Genomic DNA, 24194 nt, shown 5'->3' with positions numbered 1-24194 from the left:
TCTTTAGAAGACCTTTAGCTACTAAAATCAAGCCGTCTCATTGAAAGAGTATTGTGAAGCTAAAAGAAAGGGTTTTATAAAAACTAAATAAGATTACCGCTTTCGCGGAATGCAAGCATGAACGATAACTTAGATCCTACAAACGAAAACTTCTCACCAGAGGAATTAGACATTGAAAAAAACTTAAGACCCCTGTCTTTTGAAGATTTTACAGGGCAGGATCAGGTGTTGGAAAATTTAAAAATATTTGTTCAGGCGGCCAATAGAAGAGAAGAGGCTTTAGATCATACGTTATTTCACGGCCCCCCAGGATTAGGAAAAACAACATTAGCGAATATTCTGGCGAATGAATTAGAAGTGGGTATTAAAATCACTTCAGGACCAGTATTAGATAAACCAGGCGATTTAGCAGGATTGTTAACAAACCTGGAAGAAAGAGATGTCTTGTTTATTGATGAAATCCACAGGTTAAGCCCAATTGTTGAAGAATATTTGTATTCTGCGATGGAAGATTATAAGATCGATATCATGATTGAATCTGGACCTAATGCAAGAACGGTTCAAATTAATTTGAATCCGTTTACTTTAGTGGGAGCAACAACACGCTCTGGGTTATTAACAGCACCTATGCGCGCCCGTTTTGGGATTCAAAGCCGATTACAATATTACAATACCGAACTGCTCACTACCATCGTACAACGGAGTTCAACCATATTAAAAGTGCCAATCTCTATGGAAGCAGCAATAGAAATAGCTGGAAGAAGTCGTGGGACACCAAGAATCGCGAATGCATTATTGCGTCGGGTACGTGATTTTGCCGAGATTAAAGGCAATGGAAGCATTGATATTAAGATAGCGCAATTTGCCTTAGAGGCATTACATGTAGATGCCTACGGACTGGATGAAATGGATAACAAAATATTATCGACCATTATCGATAAATTTAAAGGTGGTCCAGTAGGTATTTCAACCATTGCCACCGCAGTGAGTGAAAGTACGGAAACCGTGGAAGAGGTGTATGAGCCGTTCTTAATTCAGCAAGGGTTTATTATGCGAACACCACGTGGACGGGAAGTCACAGAATTGGCCTATAAGCATTTAGGAAAAATTAAAGGCCCAACCCAAGGCGGACTGTTTTAGGTCCAGCCCGACTTTCCCAATGGGCAGCAGTGATAGTTGTAAAAACGTGCGCTAATTAGGATAGTTTCCTTTTGAAAGAATTAAGGATACCAAAATAACAACAATGAAGCGAGAAATACCAGAAGTTTCCTTATTGCAATTCATTAAGCATTCACTCGAAATTCTTAAAAACCCACTCCCTTTTCATCATAAGAACTTTACTAGAAAGGGAGATATTTTTAAATTGAATGTAGGCTTTAATACGAAAATTTTCTTTTGTCGTGATGCCGCATTCGCCCAATATGTCCTCCAGAAAAACCAAAAAAATTACGTCAAGTCTAAAATACAAACCGAGGATCTGGTAAAATATGTTGGCGAAGGATTGCTAACATCAGAAGGTGAAAAATGGAAAAAGCAACGTAAGATGATGCAGCCTGCTTTTCATAAGAAGCAACTTGAAAACCTGTTAAGCGGTATGCAGGACACTATAGCGCTGGAATACAAAAAAATAGCGCCTGAAAAAACCATAGATATTTTTCCGGTTCTCAATGATTTAGCCTTTCAAACCGTTGTAAAATCATTGTTTACCACTGCGGCCAGTGCTGAAGATATGGAACGCCTTCAGTTTATTACAGAGGCCAATCAACGTATGTTAGTGCGCGAATTACGTCAGCCCTATCTGGGGTGGTGGTTTAAAATAAGCGGAACTTTAGATCACTATTTAAAACTATCTCAAGAGGCGCGAGACATTTTAAAACGGATTGTAAACGCGCGTAAAACTTCTGGCAAGCGTTATGATGATTTGTTGGACATGTTACTCGAAACAAGGTATGATGACGGTAAAGGCATGACCGAAGAACAGCTCATAGATGAAATTCTCATTATCTTTACGGCAGGCCACGAAACGACCTCCAATGCATTAACTTTTACCTTTCAGTTGTTGGCAAAACATCCAGAATGGCAAGATAAAATAGTAGCTGAACATTTAAAAATAAAGTCGGAAGGTACTAATCTTATGACACTTGTTTCTACGTCTAAAGTGTGTCAACAAGTTTTAGAAGAGGCCATGCGATTGTATCCGCCAGCCTATTTTATAGACCGTGTGAATGTAGAAGCCGATGATTTTAATGGAATGGCATTTGAGCCTGGTTGTAATTTATTGTTTTCGGTTTATGAAATGCACCGCCACCCTGAGTTGTGGGAGCAGCCAGACGCTTTCAAACCAGAACGGTTTGTAGACGGTGGTATCCCTTATTCGGCACAATATTTTCCCTTTGGTGCTGGACCACGTAAATGTATCGGCAATAATTTTGCAATGTTTGAAATGATTATAGCCGTCACAGAATTGGTAAATACCTATAAAATTCATCCCAAATTTGATGCCATAGAAATTACACCTTTAATTACTTTAAAGCCTAAAAACGCATTTTTAAGTTTTGAAAAGCGCGTATCATGATTGAGAACAAGTTTAAAGACACACAAAAAATAAAAGCCGAAGCCAAACGCTTGGGTTTTCTCTCTTGTGGTATTAGCAAAGCTGAATTTTTAGAGGTTGAAGCACCACGACTTGAAAAGTGGCTGAATAATAATATGAATGGCGACATGCACTACATGGAAAACCATTTTGATAAGCGTCTTGATCCTACAAAACTTGTGGAAGACTCTAAAAGTGTCATCTCATTATTACTCAATTATTATCCAGAAGACACCCAAAAGGAAAACACTTTTAAGATTTCCAAGTACGCCTATGGTAACGACTACCACCATGTTATTAAATCAAAATTAAAAGCACTCACCCATTTTATTCAGGAAGAAATTGGCGAAGTCTCTGGTCGTGCGTTTGTAGATTCTGCACCTGTGTTGGATAAAGCGTGGGCCGCAAAATCGGGTTTAGGTTGGATAGGCAAACACAGTAATTTGTTAACACAACAAGTGGGCTCTTTTTATTTTATAGCAGAACTCATTATAGACTTAGACTTAGAATACGATAGTATTACTACCGACCACTGTGGTACTTGCACCGCTTGTATCGACGCTTGCCCAACACAGGCCATTGTAGAGCCCTACGTGGTTGATGGCAGTAAATGCATTAGTTATTTTACGATTGAATTAAAAGACCAGCTACCAAACGCCATGAAAGGTCAGTTTGACGACTGGATCTTTGGTTGCGATGTTTGCCAGGATGTATGCCCGTGGAATAAATTCTCCAAACCGCATAATGAACCGCTTTTTAATCCGCATCCAGAATTATTAGACATGACCAAAAAGGACTGGGAAGAAATTACTGAAGATGTTTTTAAAAAAGTATTTCAAAAAAGCGCCGTGAAGCGAACCAAGTTTTCAGGCTTGACACGTAATATTGATTTTTTGAAGTGATTTATAAAAGTCTTATTTCCCATAATGATAGCGACAAACGCCCGTTTTAATAAACGGCCATTATCATATTTGTATACTAATTTATGTTCACAGGTCATGCCCCTGATCATCTTATAAAGTCCGGTTTCCCTATGCCCCCAAAAGATGTTCGCACGTAACTTTTAATTAATGCGCTTACTCGTTTAATGAGTGATAGTCATCTAAAGATAGTAATACGAGGTCGTTTCTGTTTTTACGCTTAATAAAGAGGTACACCTCATAACTACTTTATCTAGTCAATGTTTTAGATTCGAACGAAACGCGGCATAATTTACTGTTTGCATAATACAGAGATACAAATAAGTACTTAAAAGAGCACTTGTTATTTTAGCACCTTATTTTTTCAAAAGCAATGGCAAAGCACAGCTGTTCATAACAGTGCTTATGGTTTCAAGCTATGGCTATGGCGTTTTCGAAAACTCGGAGTTAATCACACCAATTTTTTAGGATTACAGTCTAATATTAAGTTTTTGAATTAATTATTTCTTTATAATTTTAAAGCTCTTTCTTAAATTATCTTTTTCTACAGTTATAATATATAAGCCTTTCGCTAAGTTAATAACACCGCTTTTTATTAGAAAAAGACGATTGTTCTCAGTTAAATCTTCTTCTATTAGTTTTTCCCCATTAAGATTGTAAACCGCAATTCTAATTTTTTCAATGCTGTTCGTTGAGGTGTTTATCAATTCAATTTTGTCTTTTATGACATTATACTTTAAAGCAATTTCAATTTCTTTACTATCAGATTTAACAATGTCATCATTTACTTGCTTAATAGATAGAGAACCTACTGTAAAACCAGAGACGATAGAACGTACAAATTCTGAATGTTTACCGGTAATGTAAAGACTATAGACCCCTTCATCAAAATTAGAGGTGTCTAGACTAAAACTGTTAGAACCAGAATTATAAGTTAGTGGATAAACGAATGACTCGTTTTTTAATTTTTCACCATAAAGATTTGATGTTTTACTAATAATAGCATCAACTTCAATTTCTTCATTAGGGATTTTAGTATTTTCAAATGAGATAGTAATAGTTTCATTCTCTTTTTGCGCTTTATAATTCATTTTTGGTCCTTCTGTAAAATGAACAAAAGCAGCAAACCGAGAGTTTCCGTTTAATGAAAAGGAACCGTTTGTATTATTTATTGTGTAACTACTATTATATTGCGGTAGATGAGAAGATTTACTCGTTTTAATTAACTTGTTGTTGCCTGAAAGTAAGATGAATTCTGCATCCTTTTTTTCATGAAAGACTTCTATTTTAATAGTCTCTAAAGGCTTATTTAAAACAACTTTGTCGTAACTGTTATCAGAATTTATTATTTGGTAATTACTTGAAATTTCGTTTTCAAGTTTAGTATTCACTTTTTGAAATTGCGTTTTATTTATGGTCCCCTCTAAATAAGGCTTTATATGCGGCCACACATATTGACCGAAAGCTAGGTCTGCATGATCTAGTCGGGCTTCTCCTTTATTAAATAAATAATAACCTTCTGGTCTTAATGAACTGCGATATGACGTAACACCATCATTTGTGCCTTGAGTTAAATACAATATAGAGCCACTAGTAAACATTAAAGGCGCTATAATAGTGTGACCATGTTTAAAACCAGAAGCACCTAGGATAAAAAATTTTTCTGGCTGATTAGTATTAAGGTTATCGAAATAGGGTCTAACAACATCACGACAATAGTAAGTAGTTGAAGTTGCGGCACCTTCATTTAAACCCGTTTGGTTCCATATCCAATTAAACCACCATTGTTGTGAGATATCAGCTAAATAAGTACCCCAAAAAGGGGTGCCTAAAGCAAATACTTTTTTAACCTTATCTTTTTTGTTATAAGTAAACATAGCAACCTCTGCTGCTTTTCCGCCATTACTATGCGCAATAATGGTAAGCGCGTTTACAGTATATTTTTTGGTAATGATATCAATAGATTCTGCCAATAATTTACCGTTTGCCCAAAGACCTTCTCCTCTCGTAGTTCCAACAAAAACAACATGATAACCTGCGTTATAAGCTTCTTTGTAAAAGGTATTGCCAGTAAAAAACAATTGATTTAAATCGATATAACCATGATTGAATAATAGTACTTCGCCATTAAAGTTTGATGGTTTTTCGCCGTAATGGATAGTCGATGTTAATAAAGAACCAATGAAGAAGCTGCTAAGATTATTGGGTGAAGGAAGCTGTTTTTCAATAAAATTTTGAGCGTTTATGGTAAGTATCATTAATAATAATAAAAAAGTGAGGGTAGCTTTTAATTTCATATTCTTAATATTTGGTATTTTTTTCTAAATATATCTAAAAAATTAACATTAAAATTTAAAAAACAGCAAAAAGATTGTTTTTAGTCTGTTTATAACCACAGGTTGTAATGTATTTATTTAGGAATCTGTCACCTAGTCTTTTTCAGGAACACAAACGAATAGTCTAAAGACAAACTTATTAAGTTATGGTTATCAATACTTTTCTCATTTTTTGTTTGAGGAGCAACAAAATTCAGTTTAGCCTTACTAGTAAGAATATGCGAGTATTTATTAAAGGAATTTGGCTTCTTATTTTTTTTTATTTAGAAGAAGAAAAGTATCTAACAGCGTTGTTAACTGGTTTCTTTATAATAAAAGTCCAGATTTTAAGGCGTCAATTAGAACTAGTGGTTTTACTATAGACATTGAAAATTGAAAGAGGTTCAATGAGAACAGGTATTTGGAAAGTCTTCCAAGACCTAAGTTTTGGGAGCTAAGGTTTTAGAGTTAAGAGGGCATATTAATACTTTTGAAGTATTAATTTTTTTCGTCTTTTTTTAATTGATAAGCCAGATGTGTGGTTGTCCATAATATAAGAGTAAAAATGGTAATCCACGCTAGACAAGGTTTTAGATGTTTGTTATAACCCTCAGAACCAGAATTAAAAGCAACATTTTATTCGTTTTCGCTTTCGTTTTTTGTCTTATTGTATTTGGTATGGGCTACGTTTTTCTGTTCCAAAATAGCATAAAATTTACGAGGCGAAATTCTTAGGTCTTTAGTTATTTCGCTTACTTTTTTCTTTCTTTTTTTATAAAGTTTAAGATTTTTGGTTACTTCTTTATTGAAATAATATGCTTTTAGTTTGTCAATAATTTGTAATTCCGTTAAATTAGATTCAACGGCGTAAGTTTCTAATTCTGATTTGATTTTGGCTAAATTATTTTCCATAATACTGATTTTTAGCGTTTTGAAGTGGTGTCTTGTCCTGAAACAAGGTTGCAGGTCATATTTATTGAACCGCTAATTTAGTAAAATTATACTGAATAGAAAATTCGTAAGGATTTTCGAAAGCAGGTAAGTTCTTGTAATTATTTTTATACGGCTTATATAATGCTTAGTTCTTGTAGCCCGTTATTTTAATTCCTGATGGCTGTTAATTCAGCTTCTAATTCCGATTTTGCGCTTTGCTCACTTGTTGATAGGTTTCCATTTGTTAAATTATTGTTTTCATAAGGATCATTAACTAAATGATATAGTTCTTCAATTCCGTTTGCATTAACAATGAGCTTATATTCTCTGTTTCTAACAGTCCACGCATCGGTTATTCCATCATTCATTTCAGAATATTGGTAATCTCTAATTGAAATATCATTGCTTGTGAATAGAGATTTAAAGCTTTTACTGTCATATATTTCGTTTGTATTACTTCCCGCAATTTCAGCTATTGTAGCAAACAAATCTGTACTGGTAATTAAGTTATCATCTGTACCCAAACGCGAAATGGGATTACCAGAAATAAACATCGGTACATTAATACCCCCTTGATATAAAGTGTTTTTTACTGTAGTCCCTGAATACGGACTTTGGGCAACTTGGTTTGGGGTGCCATTATCTCCAATGAAGATAATTATGGTATTTTCTTTTTCATCAACGGGAATGTTTTCTAATAATCGGCCAATTTGGAAGTCCATTGCTTCTATTGCTGCCATATAGTAAGGCATTGGGTCCAATCCATTAACATAGCCTGGTAAGCTACCTTGATTATGCATATTACTTGGCGGTACATGAAATGGCGTATGTGGGGCATTATAAGCCAACCACATAAACCATGGTTTCGATTGTTCATTAATCCAATCAATTGATAAATCGGTAAACTTTTCGGAGGTATAGCTAGTTTGCACGCTGCTAAGGCCGTCTTCGAAAAATTGCCATTCATAGTAATCATCTACCACACCGCGAATAAGGCCAGCGTAATAATCAATCCCAAAAGATTCAGGATTTACATCTAAACCGTTGCCAGATAAATGCCATTTACCTACTATGGCAGAAGCATATTTATTGTTGGTATTATCACTAATATACTTTTGTAAAGTAACTTCAGATTGCCCTAAAACATCACCAGCACCTTTTACGTTAGTGCGATAGCCATATTTCCCTGTAATTATAGAAGATCGTGTGGGTGTGCACGTTGGGTTCGTCCAAAAATTGCTAAAAGACAGTCCGTTATTTCTAATAGCATCTATATTTGGTGTGTTTGGTTTAATGCTACCTTCTGTAAATCCGTTGATGGCATCTTTACCTAAATCATCGGCTATAATAAAAAGAATGTTTGGCGATGCGAGACTTGGCGATTCGACATCTGATGCTGTACTCTCCAAATTTTTGGAACATGATGAGAGCGCAGTAATTAAAAAAATTGTTGTTATAAACGGAGTGAATTTCATGTTTTTTTTATTTTATAACTTTATTGTGGGGTTCCTTTATAACAACCAATATTATAAGGAAAGTCATTAGTCCAGTGATAATGGTATAAGTCAATAATCTCACCATCCCAAAGTACGGGATGTGTATGACCATGACATTCATCTAAATCTGCAGACCACAATAGTTCTCCATTTTCTCCATAAGGGCCATAAATACCAAATCCATCTAACATATAACCCATAAGTGCTGAGTGACCAGATTCATGGGGGTGAATGTGATCTTGAAGATCTTGAGCTGGAAAATGATAGTGATATCTTTCAGTACCGTCTGTATGACCACCAAATCTATCAAAAATTTCATGAGCTGCGGCATCATTACCAAGCGTAGATGCTCCATGGTATATTGCACTACCAGTAAGAGAAATACCGGCAGGTCCAAATCCAACACAGCTTTCTTCTAAGGCTATTTCGGGTACTGCTGGTAAAAAGTATGATACCTGATGTTCAGTAATTATATTTGGGTTTCCGTCGTATTGATAGGCGATACTGCCGGGCGTTATAGGGAAAATGCCAGTTGGATGGTCTGGTAATGCATTTCCTGTTATAACCCTATTGCCACTACCATCTAGCGAAACATTAAATTCGCTCATCCAAGTAATATTTCCTTCAACCTGTGGTTTTCTGGTATAATCCCACGTTCCATCAGGATTTGTCCAATCGCTGGCATCGGCGTTGCCAGCCCCATTGGCGGGAAGACCGCAAAGCCACAAGGATAAAAAATCGGGTTGAACATCACCTTGATTTCTTATCAAGATATTAGTCGGATCTAAGCCTCCAAAAGGTAAATGTGTAAGGTCAATAGTTGCATTTACTATTGGGGCTTCACTATCAGAACCAGAATCGTCACTTTGGCAGCTAACAACGATTAAAAAAGTAATAAGGATTAAGCTCAACTGAAATAATTTCATAAATTGGTTTGGTTTGCTTTTCATATTTAGATGTGATTATGTTTATTTCTCTGACTAATTTTAAGTCAAAAGGTTTAATCATAATTGTTTTGTTTTTTCTGAGGATTAACTTTTTTAATTGTTACAAGGGGCTTGTATGGGTAACAGGAATCACGACTAATTAATTTTTAAGGTTTAAATTTAATTAACGAATAGGTTATTTAATAGTCGTTAAGGAATACGACTTTGCTGAATAGCGCTTATATTCTTTATACCTTTGAGTCTTTAAAGTAAAAAAGCGTTTCACAGTATGAAAATAACCAATGCCCATCAAAATAACCTCAAGAACATCGATTTAAGCATTCCTGAAAATCGTTTAATCGTGGTTACTGGGTTGTCAGGTTCTGGAAAATCCTCCTTGGCCATGGGCGTGATTGCTAATGAAGGGTATCGCTATTACCTAGAAAGTTTACCGGCTTACAACCAACAAAACGGACAAATGATTCCGACTGCTGAGGTTGATGATATCCAAGATTTGCCACCAGTCATCAAGGTTGAGCAGTCAAAACGCTTCCAGTCCATCAATGCTACTTTCGGGACGCTCTCTGAGCTAGCGGCGGTGTTCAGAATTATTTTTGCCCGCTACTCTGGAGATGAAACCATGAGCAAGTCATTATTTTCTTTTAATCATCCAAAAGGGGCTTGTGAGGTATGTCGTGGCATTGGCGAAGCCGAGTATATTGATCTTAATAAACTGGTTGGTGATAAAAATAAAACGCTCAGGGAAGGCGCTATAACCACCACTTTGCCTAACGGCTATATCGTGTATTCACAAATTACCGTTGAGGAATTAAATAAGGTCTGTAAGGCACACGGTTTTAATGTGGATATTCCATGGAAAGAACTTTCGGCCGAACAAAAAGAGGTGGTCTTAAACGGCAGTGACCGCCTTAAAGTATTTTATGGAAAACACGGTTTAGAATCTCGATTAAGATGGCAAGGGATTAAAGCCAAGCCTCGTGAAGAAGGCTATTACAAAGGCATGCTTCCCATTATGCAAGACATTTTAAAACGGGATAGAAATCCAAACATCCTAAAATTTTCTAGTGCCAAAGTATGCCCAAGCTGTAAAGGGGGGCGCATCAAAAAGGAACAGCTCACTTACCAATGGAAAGGATTGAATTTCCAAGCCTGGATGGAGTACTCTTTAAACGATTTATACTCTGAGCTAAATAAGCTAGAGTTAAATGCTGGGGAAAAGCTATTGGTAGATAAAATTTCTACTAAATTACGGGACTTGATACGCTTGGGTATGGGACATTATGAGCTGAGCACGCCAAGCACGACTATTTCCTCTGGAGATGGACAACGCATCAAGCTCATCAATCAAGTGAACAGTAATCTGCAAGGTATTTTATATGTGTTTGATGAGCCCTCCATTGGTTTGTCGGCAAATTACCAACGCTATTTGCTCCATATTTTGGATCGATTGATTAAGCGCGGCAACACTGTGATGGTGGTGGAGCACGATTTGGATTTTATACAAGCGGCAGATTGGATTGTAGAATTAGGACCAGAAGCAGGCATTCATGGAGGAGAAGTTGTTTTTAACGGTTCTATTAAGGATTTTTTAAAGGCTAAACATGTAAATAGTCCTACCTTATCCGCTCTCAAAATGGTTAATGCGCAAACGATTTCTAAATCTAAAAAGAAGACTAAAATAGAGTCTGTTAAAAGCTTTCAGCCCCAAGCCAATAAGCTTTCGGTAGTGAGCAGGAAAACCCCAGAGCTTCTGGAAGGCATTACCAATTATTGTAAACAAGAACATTTAAACCGTATTACCGTCAACGATCAGCCTATTGGTAAAACCCCACGCAGTAACCCTGCAACTTATACGGGCTTAGCAGACAAAATTCGTGATTTGCTTGCGAAAACACCTGAAGCCAAATCCTTAAATCTGGGTAAAAGTGCTTTTTCATTTAATAATAAAAAAGGCAGATGCGAGGCTTGCGAAGGCGCTGGCGTTATCACACTCTCCATGAGTGTGATGGGCAGTATCAACCAAGTTTGCCCGATTTGTAATGGTAAGCGATTTAAAGCTGATGTACTGCGCGTGCATTGGAAAGATAAAAACAGTGCTGCTATTTATAACCTCAGTATTCAAGACGCTTATGACTTCTTTTCTGGGGAAAAAAAGATTACTGAAATTCTGTCTTTAATGATTCAATTGGGCTTGGGATATATCAAGCTTGGGCAACCCTCTAACACCTTATCGGGTGGAGAAGCACAACGCATTAAACTCACCAAACACTTCGCCAAGAAATCCAAACAGACGCTTTTAGTGTTGGAAGAACCCAGCATTGGATTACATCAACAAAATGTAGTGCAGTTGCTAGAGGCTCTTAACCAACTGAAGCATCAAACGGCAGGCATACTTTGCTTTGAAAACCATCCGCTTTTTCATTTGGCCTGTGATATCTGGGTGGATAATGCACTGGAGTTTCAGTCGATTGAGATAAAAGAAGAGACGCCACAGCAACGAGAGCACATTGCCATTCGGGGCGCACGAACACACGCACTCAAAGACTTAGATTTAGACTTTCCCAAGCATCAATTATCCGTGGTTACTGGTCTATCAGGTTCGGGTAAATCTTCTTTGGTTATCGATACCTTACACGGTTATGGGCTGCAAGAAATGACCAAACAATTTTCGGGGTATCAGCGGTCGCGAGTCGGAGTGAATTTTCAGTTTGAAGTGGATGCTATTGAAGGGCTCACGCCTAGTATTTGCATCACGCGTAAACAAAAAAACGATTCTCAGCGCTCAGATATTGCTAAGCAAACGGGGATTGACAAGATCTTGCGTTTCGCCTTTTCCCGAAAGGCGCAATATGAAGGTAAAGCATTGTCAGCTAGTCATTTTTCAAATAACCACGAATTAGGAAAATGTGCAGTATGTGAAGGTATTGGGCAAGAGTTACTTCCTGATCTTAACAAGCTGGTATTGGATCAAGATAAAAGTATTGCCAGTGGTTTATTCGCTCATAACAAAGCCATTGGCTATTATGGTGATCCTGCAGGGCAGCATATGGCAATTTTTAAGGCTGTGGGCGTTGAGAATGGGTTTACCTTGGAAACCCCATTTAGGGCGCTCACCTCAAAACAAAAAGAAATGCTATGGCATGGCACGGGGGACAAAGTTTGGGTAGCAGACTGGGTGTATCAAACGAAAACTAGGGAAGGCACGCAAGCGTTAAGCATGCTGTGGGAAGGTCTTTTTCAATACCTGCAACAGGAGTATTTTAAGACCCGAAAAAACAAAAACATTAGTCCTCTCACTGCGCTCTTTTCTCACCGGCAATGCAGCCATTGTGAAGGCAGTGGTTTAAAGCCTGAGCGCCTGGAGTTTCGTATTGCTGGCAAATCTATCCATGCTATAAAAGCAATGGATTTTAAAGTGTTAGGTGAGTGGCTAGCTAAAAGTGCCAGTCCCACCAACGGTATTGATGAAAAACTCCTTTCTAAAATTGCGCCACACCTCCACAATACTATTACCAGGGCAAAAGAATTGCATATTGATCACCTGCAACTCAACCGAAAAACACCCACACTTTCTGGCGGAGAAAACCAACGCGTTGCCTTAATCAAGCAGTTGAACAGTCCGCTCAAAGGGGTGACTTATGTGTTGGATGAACCGTCAGCAGGTTTATCGCAGGAGAATATTCCTGATCTCATTCGCATTTTGAAAGAGCTTATAGCTAAAGGAAATACCGTGATTGTAATTGAACACGACAAATCAATCATTCTTGCGGCAGATTATATACTAAAAATGGGGCCCAAAGCGCGGAAATTGGGCGGTCATATAATGTATCAAGGCAGTGCAGAAGACTTCCTTAAACAAGCCAATTGCCATCCTTTTTTGAAGACTTCTAGCAAAGCAGTGCAACTTCAAGAAGGAAAGACTCATATTCACATCCTAAAGCTTGCTAAACATACACTAGAGAAAGACGCATTAGCCTTGCCTATTGGCGGCATTACGGCGCTCACAGGGAAATCAGGCATTGGAAAAACGACTTTAGTGAAAGACATCCTGATCCCGAGTATTAATACTAATCAGCCTGTAAATTGTGGTGCATTGGACTTACCCAAAACCTATGCAGGAGCACATTATTTTGAACCCAAAAAGTTAAGGACACATGCCAATACCTTATTGGTGTCTTATTTGGATTTGTTGAAAGATATTAGCAGTGTATTTGCCAACGAAACCGGCCTTAAGCCGAAAGACTTCTCTTATAAAAATAAAAAAAGCCAATGCCCAAATTGTAAAGGCAGCGGTTTTGTTGAAACCAGCTTGGACATTGCCGCCAATGCTATTGAAACCTGTGAAGACTGCAACGGGCAGCGCTATCAAAAACAGCTTTTAGGGCATGACGTGCAATCGAAAAACATTGCTGAGGTTCTGGCCATGACTATCACAGAATTGAAAGCATGGTTTACCGGTTTTAAAGTGTCTGCAGACCGCTTGGAATTTATTGAAAGTCTAGAAGACATTGGCTTGGCGCATTTAAGTTTAGAGCAAACGGTACAGTCGCTTTCTTCGGGTGAAAAGCAACGGATATTGCTCTTGAATTGGCTACAAGATAAACCCAAAAACGAACTCTTTGTTTTAGATGAACCTAGCACGGGCTTGCACTATGCAGATATTGATTTGCTTTATGACATCTTAGAAAAACTGAGCACCAACAATGATATTCTGGTAATTGAACATAATCCGTATTTATTGGAGAAAATAGGAGTGGGCTTGGTTTTGACGTAAGTATAGGAGAGCGAATCACTTTAGAGTTTTAATCAACGGCTATCGCCTAGCTTATAACCGTTAGGTTTGGTGATAGCATATTTTAGACGAGCACTAACAGTTGATCTTAGAGAAAATCTCAAGTATTTAACTAAAAAAATAATGTAAATATGTCATTTATTTATGCATAAACATGACAATTATTCATAATTATGTCAATATTACAGCTAATATAGCAAAGTAATTATATAAAAATGCACTTTATTAATTTTGGTATTTTATTTGAGTAAGTAATTAATGAAGTCGTAAAAGATTTCAAATTTGAAATAATGTTTAATTTAAAATTTTGTAATTATGAGCAATTTAGTTAGTGTTCCTAAAAACCGAAGTTTAGCGAACAGCAATTCAAATCAAAACTTCCCAACTTTGTCAAATTGGTTAGATGATATATTTAATCGAGACTTACCATCAGTATTTACCTCAAATTTCAATACTGGAATTACTTTACCAAAAGTAAACATCAAAGAAACTGCCGATGCTTTTATGGTAGAAATGGCCGTTCCAGGTCTTAAAAAATCAGATTTCCAAATTGACATTGATAATCAAGTATTATCAATCTCGACAGAGGCAAAGGAAGAAAAGGAACATAAAGAAGAAAATTATACTCGTAGAGAGTTTGGTTACTCTTCGTTCAAAAGAACTTTTACTCTGCCTGAAAGTGTAAATGATGAAAAAATTAATGCGAGCTATAACGAAGGCATTTTGAGTATTCTCTTGCCGAAAAAAGAAGAGGCTAAACAAAAGCCTACCAGAAGCATTAAGATTTCATAACTGATTCACTAAATTTTTTGATTGAAGTATGAAGTATATAGAAGGGGACCGAGTAATCGGTCTCCTCTATACTTCTAAAAATGTTTAATCTTTAAAATGATAATATTATGCCAAAAAAATTTAAACCTGGGGATTGGGTAAAAGTTAAAGGGAAACTTACCGCTCCAAAAATGCAAGTTCTCAAATATGTCCTAAAAAAAGATGTAATACTTGGTTTGGTTGATCATGAAAATTATTTGGAATGTGTTTGGTATAAAAATGGGGAACGCAAATCAGAAGTGTTCCACCAAAATAGATTATTTAAAATGATAGAAACTGGGGGTTTGTGCAAAACATTTTTGACCAACCCTAAATTAAGTTTCACTTAAAATCTAAAGTAATGAAAAGATATATTTTATTATTTATGGTGGGCTTGTTAAGTTTTAGTTGCAACGGACAAAAGAATAAAACAAAAAAAGCAGAAACAGAAGAAAGTGAAGGGAATGTCGTTGAACAACCCAAAGGGTCATGGAAAGTTGACAAAGAATTTGACAAAAACGGGAATTTGATTAGATATGACAGTATTTATTCTTGGTCATCTAATGGCAGATTCGATAATCTTTCATCGTTAGATAGAGATAGCCTGCTACAAACTTTAAATTCAAGATTCTATACAAATTATTCACAATTTAAAAATGAAGGATTTGAAACTGTTTTTTCTCAAGATTCACTTTTTAGCAAGCATTTTTTTGATGATGACTTTTTTGGAAGTGATTTTGGTAAAGACTTTATGGATATTGACAAAATAAGACAAAAAATGATTGCAAGGCAGAAGAAATTTTTAGAAAAATATCAGTCAGAGTTTCTCAAACCTTAGAGGCTGTCTAAAAAGACTTTTAAATTTACTTTGTCACGTTGAGCTTGTCGAAACTAATATTGATTACCAGTAGGTTAAAATATTTCGACAGGCTCAATATGACAATGAACTCGTCTTTTTAGACAGCCACTTTATTTTTGAATGAGACTGCAACTAGGCAATTAATTTTAGAAGGTGTCTCGTCCTGAAATATAACTACAGGTTAACATTGAATTTACGCTTTTAATTTGCACACCCTATTTGATGTGTTAAACTCTAAAGATAACTGTAATCGTATTGGGTTGTATAAATTAATGAATTTTTAAAGGCTTTAATCAGTTCTGTTTTTATTCAGGTATTTTTTTAATTTCACCAGAAACAGAGCAGGAGGCCTTAACGGTATTAAATATCGTCCCAAACTTTTCGATATTCTTTTTGAGTAAATTAATATTTAAATTACTGTCTTGACTATAAATTTTTAATTCATAATTTATTTCATCCATCCTTGGCGGTTTTTCAAGACGTGTTGCATTAACTGTTATTTCAGCATTTGAGTATTCAAAATTCATTAAAACAGAGAAGCGTTCAACATTTTTAAGAAGACAAGCTGAAAATGATCCTAAAAATAATTCGGCTGGGTTTGGCAAATTATCAGCGGATTCAGGAGTAGTACCAAAAATAATTTTCGATTCCTTAATGTTTATTGAAGCATTATTTTTTGAAGAAGAACTGGCTTTACTAAAATACTTCATAATTACTGGTTTTTTAGTGGTTCGTTAAGGGACATGGTTTTTAATTCATTCCTTTCGCTCCAATAGTATATTGCAAAACCAATTACGACAATTGGCAGTACAATTCCAAATTCGTCCACATAATAAGCTGTATTTCCTGTATCTTCTGTTAAAGGGGTAAAAATACTTTGAATAAACAGATTATGACTTCCATGAAGTATTACAGCCGTCCATAAGCTTCCAGATTTTATGCGAAACCATGTGTATACAAAACTTATACTGATTATCATTACCATGAAGCATGGCATTGCAAACCAAGATGGTGTTCCACTATTATAATCTGCAAACAATAAAATTGGTAAATGCCACACCCCCCAAATAAGTCCAGTAATCAAGGAAGTTTTTGAAAAACCCTGACTTTTATAGAGCTCTGGCACCAAAAATCCGCGCCAACCAATTTCCTCTCCTAATGCGGATGACATACTACCGATTATACCAAAAACGCCAACAAAAAGGAAGTATAATACTATGCTAAATGCATCGCTAATTTCGCCAAGTCCAAATGATTTTGTTATCCAACTTACCGTTTCATCATTGTAAAATTTTCCCCAACCAAAACTCCAAATAATTATATAGGCAATAAAAGCATAGAGTAATGGAATCAAATAACTTTTAATCTGATATTTTGTCTTTCCCCACTTCCAACCTAGGTCAGAAATGTTTCTTTTCAAGATTTTCATCGTAATCAAGGCAGAAATCCCAGGGCACCACATAAGTCCCATTACATATTGGCCAGCGCCTCCGCCCAATTTTCCAGAATAGATAATGAGGAAGTAGAAAATTGCGCTTAAAGCAAAAGTGATTGAAAGAAATATTCCAATTGGCTTAAGTTTATTCTCGGTTTGATCTTTCATGATTATTTGGTTTATTTTAGGTCAATTGTCCCGTCCTGAAATATGGCTACAGTTTAAAATTAATTTACCCGCCTGCCTGACGGGTAGGTAACCCCTATTTGGTGTTTAAAAATCTAAAGATAAATGTAATCTTATTTCGTTGTATGAATTAATGGCGTTTTTTGTGGCTTTTTTCGCGTGGGCCATATTAGAAAAAGTGTAGTCGCGATAAAATGCGTCTTTAAGCATCCCGTTAACTTTTTCTGCCATTGCCTTTTGTTCATGATTTAGTATTTGGTTTTATAGGAATTCACGAATCTGCGCTTTGCTACGATTTCATAGCAATGATTTTCTTCTGTCAATACTAATTGTTTAAAATGATGTGGCCTTTATTTAGGACGGGTCATTTGAGACACAACAAACTTTTGATATTAGATTTAGATGGAGTTTTAATAACAAATCCATCGTGGAAAGCCGACCGAATTGACTCGGATGGATATTCTGAATTTAATGAATCTTGTGTTGAAAACTTAAACCAATTTCTCACTCTTACGGAATTTGACATTTGGTTAAGCTCAACTCGTCGAACCGTTAAAACTTTGACTGAATTCAATTTGATTTTTAAAAATCGTGGAATAAATAAAGAAATCGTCGGATTTTTGCCTGAATATGCAGATTGCAAAAACCGAAAAGAAGAAGTCCAAAAATTTATAGCGGAATATAAGCCATCTGATTTTCTGATTATCGATGATGACAAATCTCTAAACGGATTGGAAAATGGAATAAAAGAGAAACTAATTCTGACTGATTTAATAAAAGGGTTTGACTTAGAAAGGCTAAATGAAGCGACTGAAAAAATGAAAAATAGGAAAACAGTAGTTACGAATAGGTTTATTCTTGGAAATGGTAAAGATGGTATTTACTCTGATTTAACTATAGAGGTCGAATTATCAAACTCTGCAATATTAAAAAGAGGAAAAATCATTGAATTAAAAGACAATAAAGTTTTAAAGGATATTGAATCTGAAATTCAATCTTGGATAAATGATTATAAGGAAAAAGGCATAAAACTAAAAATAACAATTCTGAATGTTGGCATTGACTCTGAAGGTAGAAGGTATAAAATAATGAATTCTGTAAGAGGAGCTATGCACGATGCATTACCAAATATTGGAATTGAACCACCACAAATGTTTAGCATAGAATAGCAATTAATATTCTGAAAAACAAAAAACTGTAGCTAACAATGTGTAAATATAATTGCTTGGTCCTCTCTTACTCGGAAAATCCTGCGGATTTTCCTCTGGATCGTTCCATTTTTACTATTTTAGTGGCTTATAAACGCAACTATCCTTACACCAAACGTTACAAGCAAGCCAAGAAAAACATTCGTACTTAATGACCGAATTTACTGAATTATACCAAAAGCTGTCAAATAGCGAACTATTAAAAATTATTTCGGAATCGGAAAAATATAATCCAATTGCAGTCGAAACAGCCAAAACGGAAATTGCAAGCCGACAACTTACCGAGCAGGAATTAAATCAAGCTAAAGCCAAAATAACCGAAAAAGAAAACGCTAAAAAGCGTGAGATTGAGAAAAGAAAAGAGTTTGAGAAAAAAATCGGAAAGAACGCTTCTACTCTATTTGATACGATAAATCCGATACAAAATGGAATTCAAACACCAGAAAAAATTATAAGGCTAACAATTCTGATTTTTGGTGGTTTAGCAATTTATCGACTTTACCAACAGTTGGGAATGTTCCAAATAATATTTCACGAAGGAATTTCAGATTGGGATTTAAGTATGATAGAATATTTCTTCCCGATAATTATATTGCCAATAGCAGTAATTCTATATTGGAAAAGAAACAAAATTGGATGGATTTTGCTCTCAATATTTCTGACTTATTCTGGATTTAATGCAATTGTCCTTTTCTTTATGAATTTAGGAAGGCAACCTTCTGGAATACCTGCACTCGAAAATCTTTTCCCAACGGTTTCGCCAGCTGTTTATGTAATGACTTTGCTCTTTTTTGGAGGATTTCTATTTCTAAACTGTAAAGAGGCAGTTAGAAATATTTTAAAGATTTCTAAACAGACAATGCTTGCAACAATTGGATTTACATTAATTGTCAATTTGGTCTTCATTTACTCAATATTTGGATAATGAACTTGATTTTGAACATATTTAAATGGATTTTAATAATATTATTTTTTCCGTTGTCATTGATATTTGTTGCATATTATCGACAGAAAAAAACGAAAAAAGAATACTATAAAACTGGAAGAAAGGCCAGCTTGTAACAACGTATATAGCTCATATCTAATCAGTTGCTTAAACGAAGTTAAGGCATATTTGGAAAGTCGCCAAATTTTTAAATTTGACGACTTTCCAATAAAAAAGATAAATAGTAAAAATTAAAAATCCGGCTTGTGCTTAATCCGAAAATAATTTTCTAATTTACACGCTACGAGCCATATACAATCACGTTACCCAACATTTGAACGCAACCTTAAACGAAATTTTACATCTACAATAAAACCACTTTATTTATGAAAAAAATATTATTCTTAATTACAGTTACTTTACTATTTTATGGTTGTGGATGTGAAGATGAAATAGTTGAATCGTATAGATTAAATGAGTTTGAAAAATCTCTCATACCTTATGAATCATATCAAGAATTAAGCTTTATAGATGACGAAGGAAATACATTTATCGCCAACAGTCAACCGAAAGAAAACATAATTGATACGAACAGAGCTGGACCAGAAAGCTGTCGATTAACTGAATATGAGGAGGAAACAAATTTTTTAAACTTTCAATCTAAAGACATTCTAATCAAATTAGAATTAACTGCTGACAATTTCACTTACTTTTCTTTAGGAATAACAAGCGAAAATTCAGATAATAATGGGCTATTCGATTTAGCTTGTGAAGAACTATTTAACTTATCTATTCAAGAAAGATTAACTGATATATCAATTAATCAATTTGAATTTCAAAATGTATTAGTTTTTCAAAATTGTTCTGAATCCACTGAAATTGAAAGAATAGTTTATTCTAATATTAACGGAATTGAATTTATAGAGTTTTACGATGGAAAATGGCTTAAACTGAATGAATAAAAACGTTGGGTAACATCGTATAAAAATAATAGGGCAATTGTAGCAAAACCGAATGGTTCGTGCGCATTTGCAAGGTCGCCAAATTTTTAAATTTGGCTTATTGAACAAAAAGATAATAAGAAAAATTTAAAAATTAGGCTTGTGTTTCATCCGAATGGTTAGCGCACTTTTTCAGCCCTACTATTCTTATACACGACCGTTGTGTACAATGCCTCACTCGGCTCACAAAAAAGCAAATTCTCTTAAACCCAAATCAAAACGGCATTAATTTTTATCAAAAAAAATTAACGCGCAATTATTGCGCAAAATAAGGGCTTGTAAACGGATTAAAAAGCAAAACGGAGCAATACAACGGATTTACCACTCAATCCTTTTCTGACAAGTTAAATGCGCAACTGTTGCCGACTACTGCTCTACTCCAATTACGGCTAAAAAACAGGACTCTAAAACTGCTGCTTAAAGCAAATTGCAATGTTGCCAAAAGCTGACTTTCAGTGCGGTAAATGGAATAAAAAAATATAAAACACTGTACACAACAATGTGTAAATATAATTGCTTGGTCCTCTCTTACTCGGAAAATCCTGCGGATTTTCCTCTGGTTCGTTAATATTTACTATTTTAGTGGCTTATAAACGCAACTATCCTTACACCAAACGTTACCTGCAAGTGGAACTAAAATTAACAATTAGAACTAAAAAATAAATGAGTGGACTTTTTTTAAACTTTTACCAAGTAGAAATTGACTTAAAAGAAGTCTCTGCAAAAGCACTGAATTACTCTGATTATCAAAGCAAACAAGATTTTGTAAGTTTAAGAGATTCTAATAAAAAATGTACTTTTTATAGAGAAAATGACAAAATACTTGTTTGGAGTGTCAATGAGTTAAATAGTGAGTTCAAACAATTACCTGATTATAAAATCAATTTAGATGATAACCCGAAAATACTATCACGTATTATTGAAAATGGCGTTATTGATTTATTGAAAGAAACTGATTCCTATCGGATTTTTAAAAACAAATACTCAAATACTTGGGAAATAATTTCTTCAAAAGATGTACTTCAAAACTCAATTAATGGGTTAGAGATTAATCGTGTCGTGCATTTTTCACCATACTTTTGCTATAAAGAAGAGAAGTTACTATTAGGTTTCACTCTATCTAGTTCATTAAAAAATAGATTTACTTGGACTAAACAAGAATTTGAAAAGAATGGAATCGACACCAGTGGTTTAAAAGGAAAAGAAGATATAATTTTTGCAAATAGACATTCAATCAAACGATTTTTAGAGTCGAGAGGTGCTACAGAAAATTATGAATCTACAAGAACGAGAGAGAATCAAAATTCTACTTCTTTCCAAATTATAAACAAATTTTATAATTGGCTAGAGAATAGTAAGAATAGAATAGAGCTCCCATTTGGATTGAATATATCATCAATAACTAGAAGGTATCTTCCATTTGAAAATGATATCATTAAATCAGAAATCATACATAAACCACAAAGGTACTTTTATAGCAACCGAAAAAATACTCAAGGTTTAAGGTATTATGACCAAATGGTTAAAACTTATATGCCATATTCTTTAGAGCAATACCAAAATAAGAATATTAAACTAGGTATTATTTGTCCTTCAGAGTACCAAGGAGAAACAGAAGGTTTTGCGAAAAAAATAGAGTCAAAACTTAAGGAAGTATTTCACTTTAATCACTTAAGTTTTTATTTCCTAAAAATCCCTGATTCAGACCTAAAGTCATATGAACACGCTATTTATGATAAAGAATTACTTGAGTGTAATTTGGTATATGTAATTGTAAACCAACTTCAAGAAAAATTATCAAATAACCTTTCTCCATATTTCAAATGTAAAGCGAAATTAATAGGTAATGGTATTCCAACCCAAGACTTGCAAATAGAAACAATCAGACAAAATTTAGGTGCATTTACAATGACTAATATAGCTCTGAATTCATATGCTAAGTTAGGAGGAACAGCGTGGACTATAGAAAAAGAAGACAAATTAAAGGATGAGTTAGTTATTGGAATTGGTTCAACTATTTCAAAAGATGGACAATTTGTTTTAGGTATTGCGCAAATTTTTCATAATGATGGCCGATATATGACAGGTAACTGTTCTCCTCTGTCTTCATTTGATAACTATGCAGAAAACTTAGAGAATCATTTATTTGAAACTTTAAAACCTCTAGTAGAAGAAATGAAAAATTCAGGAACATTTAGGTTAATTTTCCATTTATTCAAATCTGCAAGTGAAAAGTATGAAATCAAGGCAATTAACAATCTTAAAGAACGCCTTTCTGATTATAATTTTGAATTTGCTTTAGTACACTTAGCCTATGGTCACAATTTTCGACTATACTACAATGATGGCAGAAACGATATTATGGCAGGTTCTTACATTCAACTTAGTAAGCATTCAGCAATTTTACATTTCGTAAAAAATAGCGACCTTCCATTAAAAATAGATATTGACAAACGGTCAACTTTTACCAGTATGTTTTATATCGCAAAGCAAGTATATTGGTTCTCCCATTTATCACATCGAAGTTATATGCCATCCAAGAGAACAGTAACGATAATGTATCCATCATTAATGGCTAAAATGACAGAAGAACTTAAAAAAGTTGATAATTGGGATTACGATAGATTAAAATTTGTAGAAGATAAATTATGGTTTATTTAAGAGAAATAATAAAAAATAATAAAACACAAATTTCTCAATATAATAATATTGAAACTGTTGCATATTTATATGCTTCATCTTCAATTCAATCTACTCAAATAGAAAATATCAATTTTGAACTTTCTCCTGAAGAGTCTGTAGCATTAGATGGTTATTTAAATAAACCTGATTCTCACGAAAAAATAATTTCAGTTATCTCTAAACCACCAATAAAAGGTATTGATGCTACTTCAAACATATTTAAATTTGCAGGATTATATTTAGGAGCAAAAGACCAATTAGAAGATAAACTAATTGAAAGGTTTAAAAGAGGAGACATAAAAGAGCAATTTTTTCTTAGCAAAATTGAGCCTTCTCTAAAAAACTTATTAATTGAAAATCTAAATATTGATTTAACAAACCCATTTTCAGTTTTAGCAAATAAATTGTTTGGAATTAATGATGTTTCAGATAAAAACACAAATAATGCATTAACTGCAATTATTAATACTGACCTTGACATACATACTTTACTTTTACTAGAAGATATCGAAAATCAACTTTTGGAAGTTATGTTTATCTCTAAGAGTCCAGAGGAAGTTTTACGCGATATATTTTATAACTTTCCAAATGCAGTACAAAAAATCATCAAAAACAGAAGGAAAGGTCATCCCGAATTTGAAATAAAAGATGAATATGATGTACAAGATATTCTCTATGTAATAGTTAAGTCGTTTTTTCCAAATATGAGAGACGAAGACCCAATTCCTAAAGTTGGAGGTAAGTCTACAAAAATAGATTTAATACTAAGAGAGGAAAAAATTCTAATTGAGGTTAAAATGATAAAAGAAAAGGATTCTAATGAAACACATTTTATCGAAGAACTTAAAGTAGATTTTGAATCATATCACAAATGTATTTGGCTTGAAAAATTATTTTGTTTTGTATATGACCCATTTAAAAAGACAAGAGACATATCGAATTTTAACGACCTAAATGGTGAACGGACAAAAGGAGAACACAATTACAATGTCGAAGTTATAGTTGTAAACTAAAAGAAAACCTGCAGGTAACAATGTATATAAAAAATAGGCGATACATCAATAAAATTAAGGGTTTTAGCTCGCATGAAAA

General features: G+C 34.6%; 19 protein-coding genes. 12 read left to right on the top strand and 7 right to left on the bottom strand.

The window, feature by feature from the left end:
• Positions 1-117: 117 nt before the first annotated feature.
• The 3 genes from ruvB (at position 118) to queG (ending at position 3495) form a co-directional block, all read left to right on the top strand.
• Complete coding sequence (ruvB, locus tag GQ46_RS07875; RefSeq protein WP_044400212.1) at positions 118-1140, top strand: Holliday junction branch migration DNA helicase RuvB; 1023 nt, start codon at positions 118-120, stop codon at positions 1138-1140.
• A gap of 103 nt (positions 1141-1243) precedes the next feature.
• Positions 1244-2575: a cytochrome P450 gene (locus GQ46_RS07870; protein ID WP_044400209.1), complete on the top strand. Its 1332-nt coding sequence runs from the start codon at positions 1244-1246 to the stop codon at positions 2573-2575.
• Entirely contained in the window at positions 2572-3495 is a 924-nt protein-coding gene (gene queG / locus GQ46_RS07865) for a tRNA epoxyqueuosine(34) reductase QueG (protein WP_044400206.1), read from the top strand. The genes GQ46_RS07870 and queG overlap by 4 nt, the downstream gene beginning before the upstream one ends.
• Positions 3496-4013: 518 nt before the next feature.
• On the opposite strand, the gene GQ46_RS07860 is transcribed toward queG, so the two are convergent.
• From GQ46_RS07860 to GQ46_RS07845, 4 genes are all read right to left on the bottom strand, one after another.
• Positions 4014-5810: a T9SS type A sorting domain-containing protein gene (locus GQ46_RS07860; RefSeq protein ID WP_044400203.1), complete on the bottom strand. Its 1797-nt coding sequence runs from the start codon at positions 5808-5810 to the stop codon at positions 4014-4016.
• Positions 5811-6464: 654 nt separating this feature from the next.
• Positions 6465-6740 (bottom strand): hypothetical protein, encoded by a 276-nt coding sequence (locus GQ46_RS07855; RefSeq protein WP_044400200.1) that lies wholly within the window; start codon positions 6738-6740, stop codon positions 6465-6467.
• Between the two features lie 188 nt (positions 6741-6928).
• On the bottom strand, positions 6929-8236 hold the full coding sequence (locus GQ46_RS07850; RefSeq protein ID WP_044400197.1) for a sulfatase-like hydrolase/transferase: 1308 nt from the start codon (positions 8234-8236) through the stop codon (positions 6929-6931).
• 20 nt (positions 8237-8256) lie between these two features.
• Entirely contained in the window at positions 8257-9207 is a 951-nt protein-coding gene (locus GQ46_RS07845) for a YHYH protein (protein ID WP_052503432.1), read from the bottom strand.
• Positions 9208-9472: 265 nt separating this feature from the next.
• On the opposite strand from GQ46_RS07845, the gene GQ46_RS07840 reads away from it, so the two are divergent.
• From GQ46_RS07840 to GQ46_RS07825, 4 genes are all read left to right on the top strand, one after another.
• Complete coding sequence (locus GQ46_RS07840) at positions 9473-13978, top strand: ATP-binding cassette domain-containing protein (protein ID WP_044400194.1); 4506 nt, start codon at positions 9473-9475, stop codon at positions 13976-13978.
• A gap of 333 nt (positions 13979-14311) precedes the next feature.
• A complete protein-coding gene (locus GQ46_RS07835) occupies positions 14312-14788 on the top strand; it encodes an Hsp20/alpha crystallin family protein (protein ID WP_082041724.1) in 477 nt (158 codons plus the stop codon).
• A gap of 107 nt (positions 14789-14895) precedes the next feature.
• Complete coding sequence (locus GQ46_RS07830; RefSeq protein WP_044400190.1) at positions 14896-15156, top strand: hypothetical protein; 261 nt, start codon at positions 14896-14898, stop codon at positions 15154-15156.
• Between the two features lie 11 nt (positions 15157-15167).
• On the top strand, positions 15168-15644 hold the full coding sequence (locus tag GQ46_RS07825) for a hypothetical protein (RefSeq protein ID WP_044400186.1): 477 nt from the start codon (positions 15168-15170) through the stop codon (positions 15642-15644).
• Positions 15645-15970: 326 nt separating this feature from the next.
• On the opposite strand, the gene GQ46_RS07820 is transcribed toward GQ46_RS07825, so the two are convergent.
• From GQ46_RS07820 to GQ46_RS17400, 3 genes are all read right to left on the bottom strand, one after another.
• The gene (locus GQ46_RS07820) at positions 15971-16375 is read right to left on the bottom strand and encodes an OsmC family protein (RefSeq protein ID WP_044400185.1); all 405 of its coding nucleotides are present in this window, start codon (positions 16373-16375) and stop codon (positions 15971-15973) included.
• A gap of 2 nt (positions 16376-16377) precedes the next feature.
• Positions 16378-17268: a CPBP family intramembrane glutamic endopeptidase gene (locus tag GQ46_RS07815; RefSeq protein WP_044400180.1), complete on the bottom strand. Its 891-nt coding sequence runs from the start codon at positions 17266-17268 to the stop codon at positions 16378-16380.
• Between the two features lie 105 nt (positions 17269-17373).
• Positions 17374-17517, bottom strand: coding sequence for an integrase core domain-containing protein (locus tag GQ46_RS17400; protein ID WP_082041723.1), 144 nt, complete (start codon positions 17515-17517; stop codon positions 17374-17376).
• A gap of 155 nt (positions 17518-17672) precedes the next feature.
• On the opposite strand from GQ46_RS17400, the gene GQ46_RS07810 reads away from it, so the two are divergent.
• The 5 genes from GQ46_RS07810 (at position 17673) to GQ46_RS17125 (ending at position 24115) form a co-directional block, all read left to right on the top strand.
• On the top strand, positions 17673-18455 hold the full coding sequence (locus GQ46_RS07810) for an HAD domain-containing protein (RefSeq protein WP_156133120.1): 783 nt from the start codon (positions 17673-17675) through the stop codon (positions 18453-18455).
• A gap of 190 nt (positions 18456-18645) precedes the next feature.
• Entirely contained in the window at positions 18646-19419 is a 774-nt protein-coding gene (locus GQ46_RS07805) for a hypothetical protein (protein ID WP_044400173.1), read from the top strand.
• Positions 19420-19805: 386 nt separating this feature from the next.
• Positions 19806-20381 carry a hypothetical protein gene (locus tag GQ46_RS07800; protein ID WP_044400169.1) on the top strand — a complete coding sequence of 192 codons (576 nt, stop codon included), beginning with the start codon at positions 19806-19808 and terminating at the stop codon, positions 20379-20381.
• 702 nt (positions 20382-21083) lie between these two features.
• Entirely contained in the window at positions 21084-23081 is a 1998-nt protein-coding gene (locus GQ46_RS07795; RefSeq protein WP_044400168.1) for a Piwi domain-containing protein, read from the top strand.
• Positions 23069-24115 (top strand): hypothetical protein, encoded by a 1047-nt coding sequence (locus GQ46_RS17125; RefSeq protein WP_052503431.1) that lies wholly within the window; start codon positions 23069-23071, stop codon positions 24113-24115. Before GQ46_RS07795 ends, GQ46_RS17125 begins: the two co-directional genes overlap by 13 nt.
• Positions 24116-24194 lie beyond the last annotated feature (79 nt).

Origin of the sequence: Lacinutrix sp. Hel_I_90, from assembly GCF_000934685.1 — a bacterium.
Lineage (GTDB): Bacteria > Bacteroidota > Bacteroidia > Flavobacteriales > Flavobacteriaceae > Lacinutrix.
Note: the sequence above shows the minus strand (reverse complement) of the source record. Positions and strands in the feature narration are given on the sequence as shown.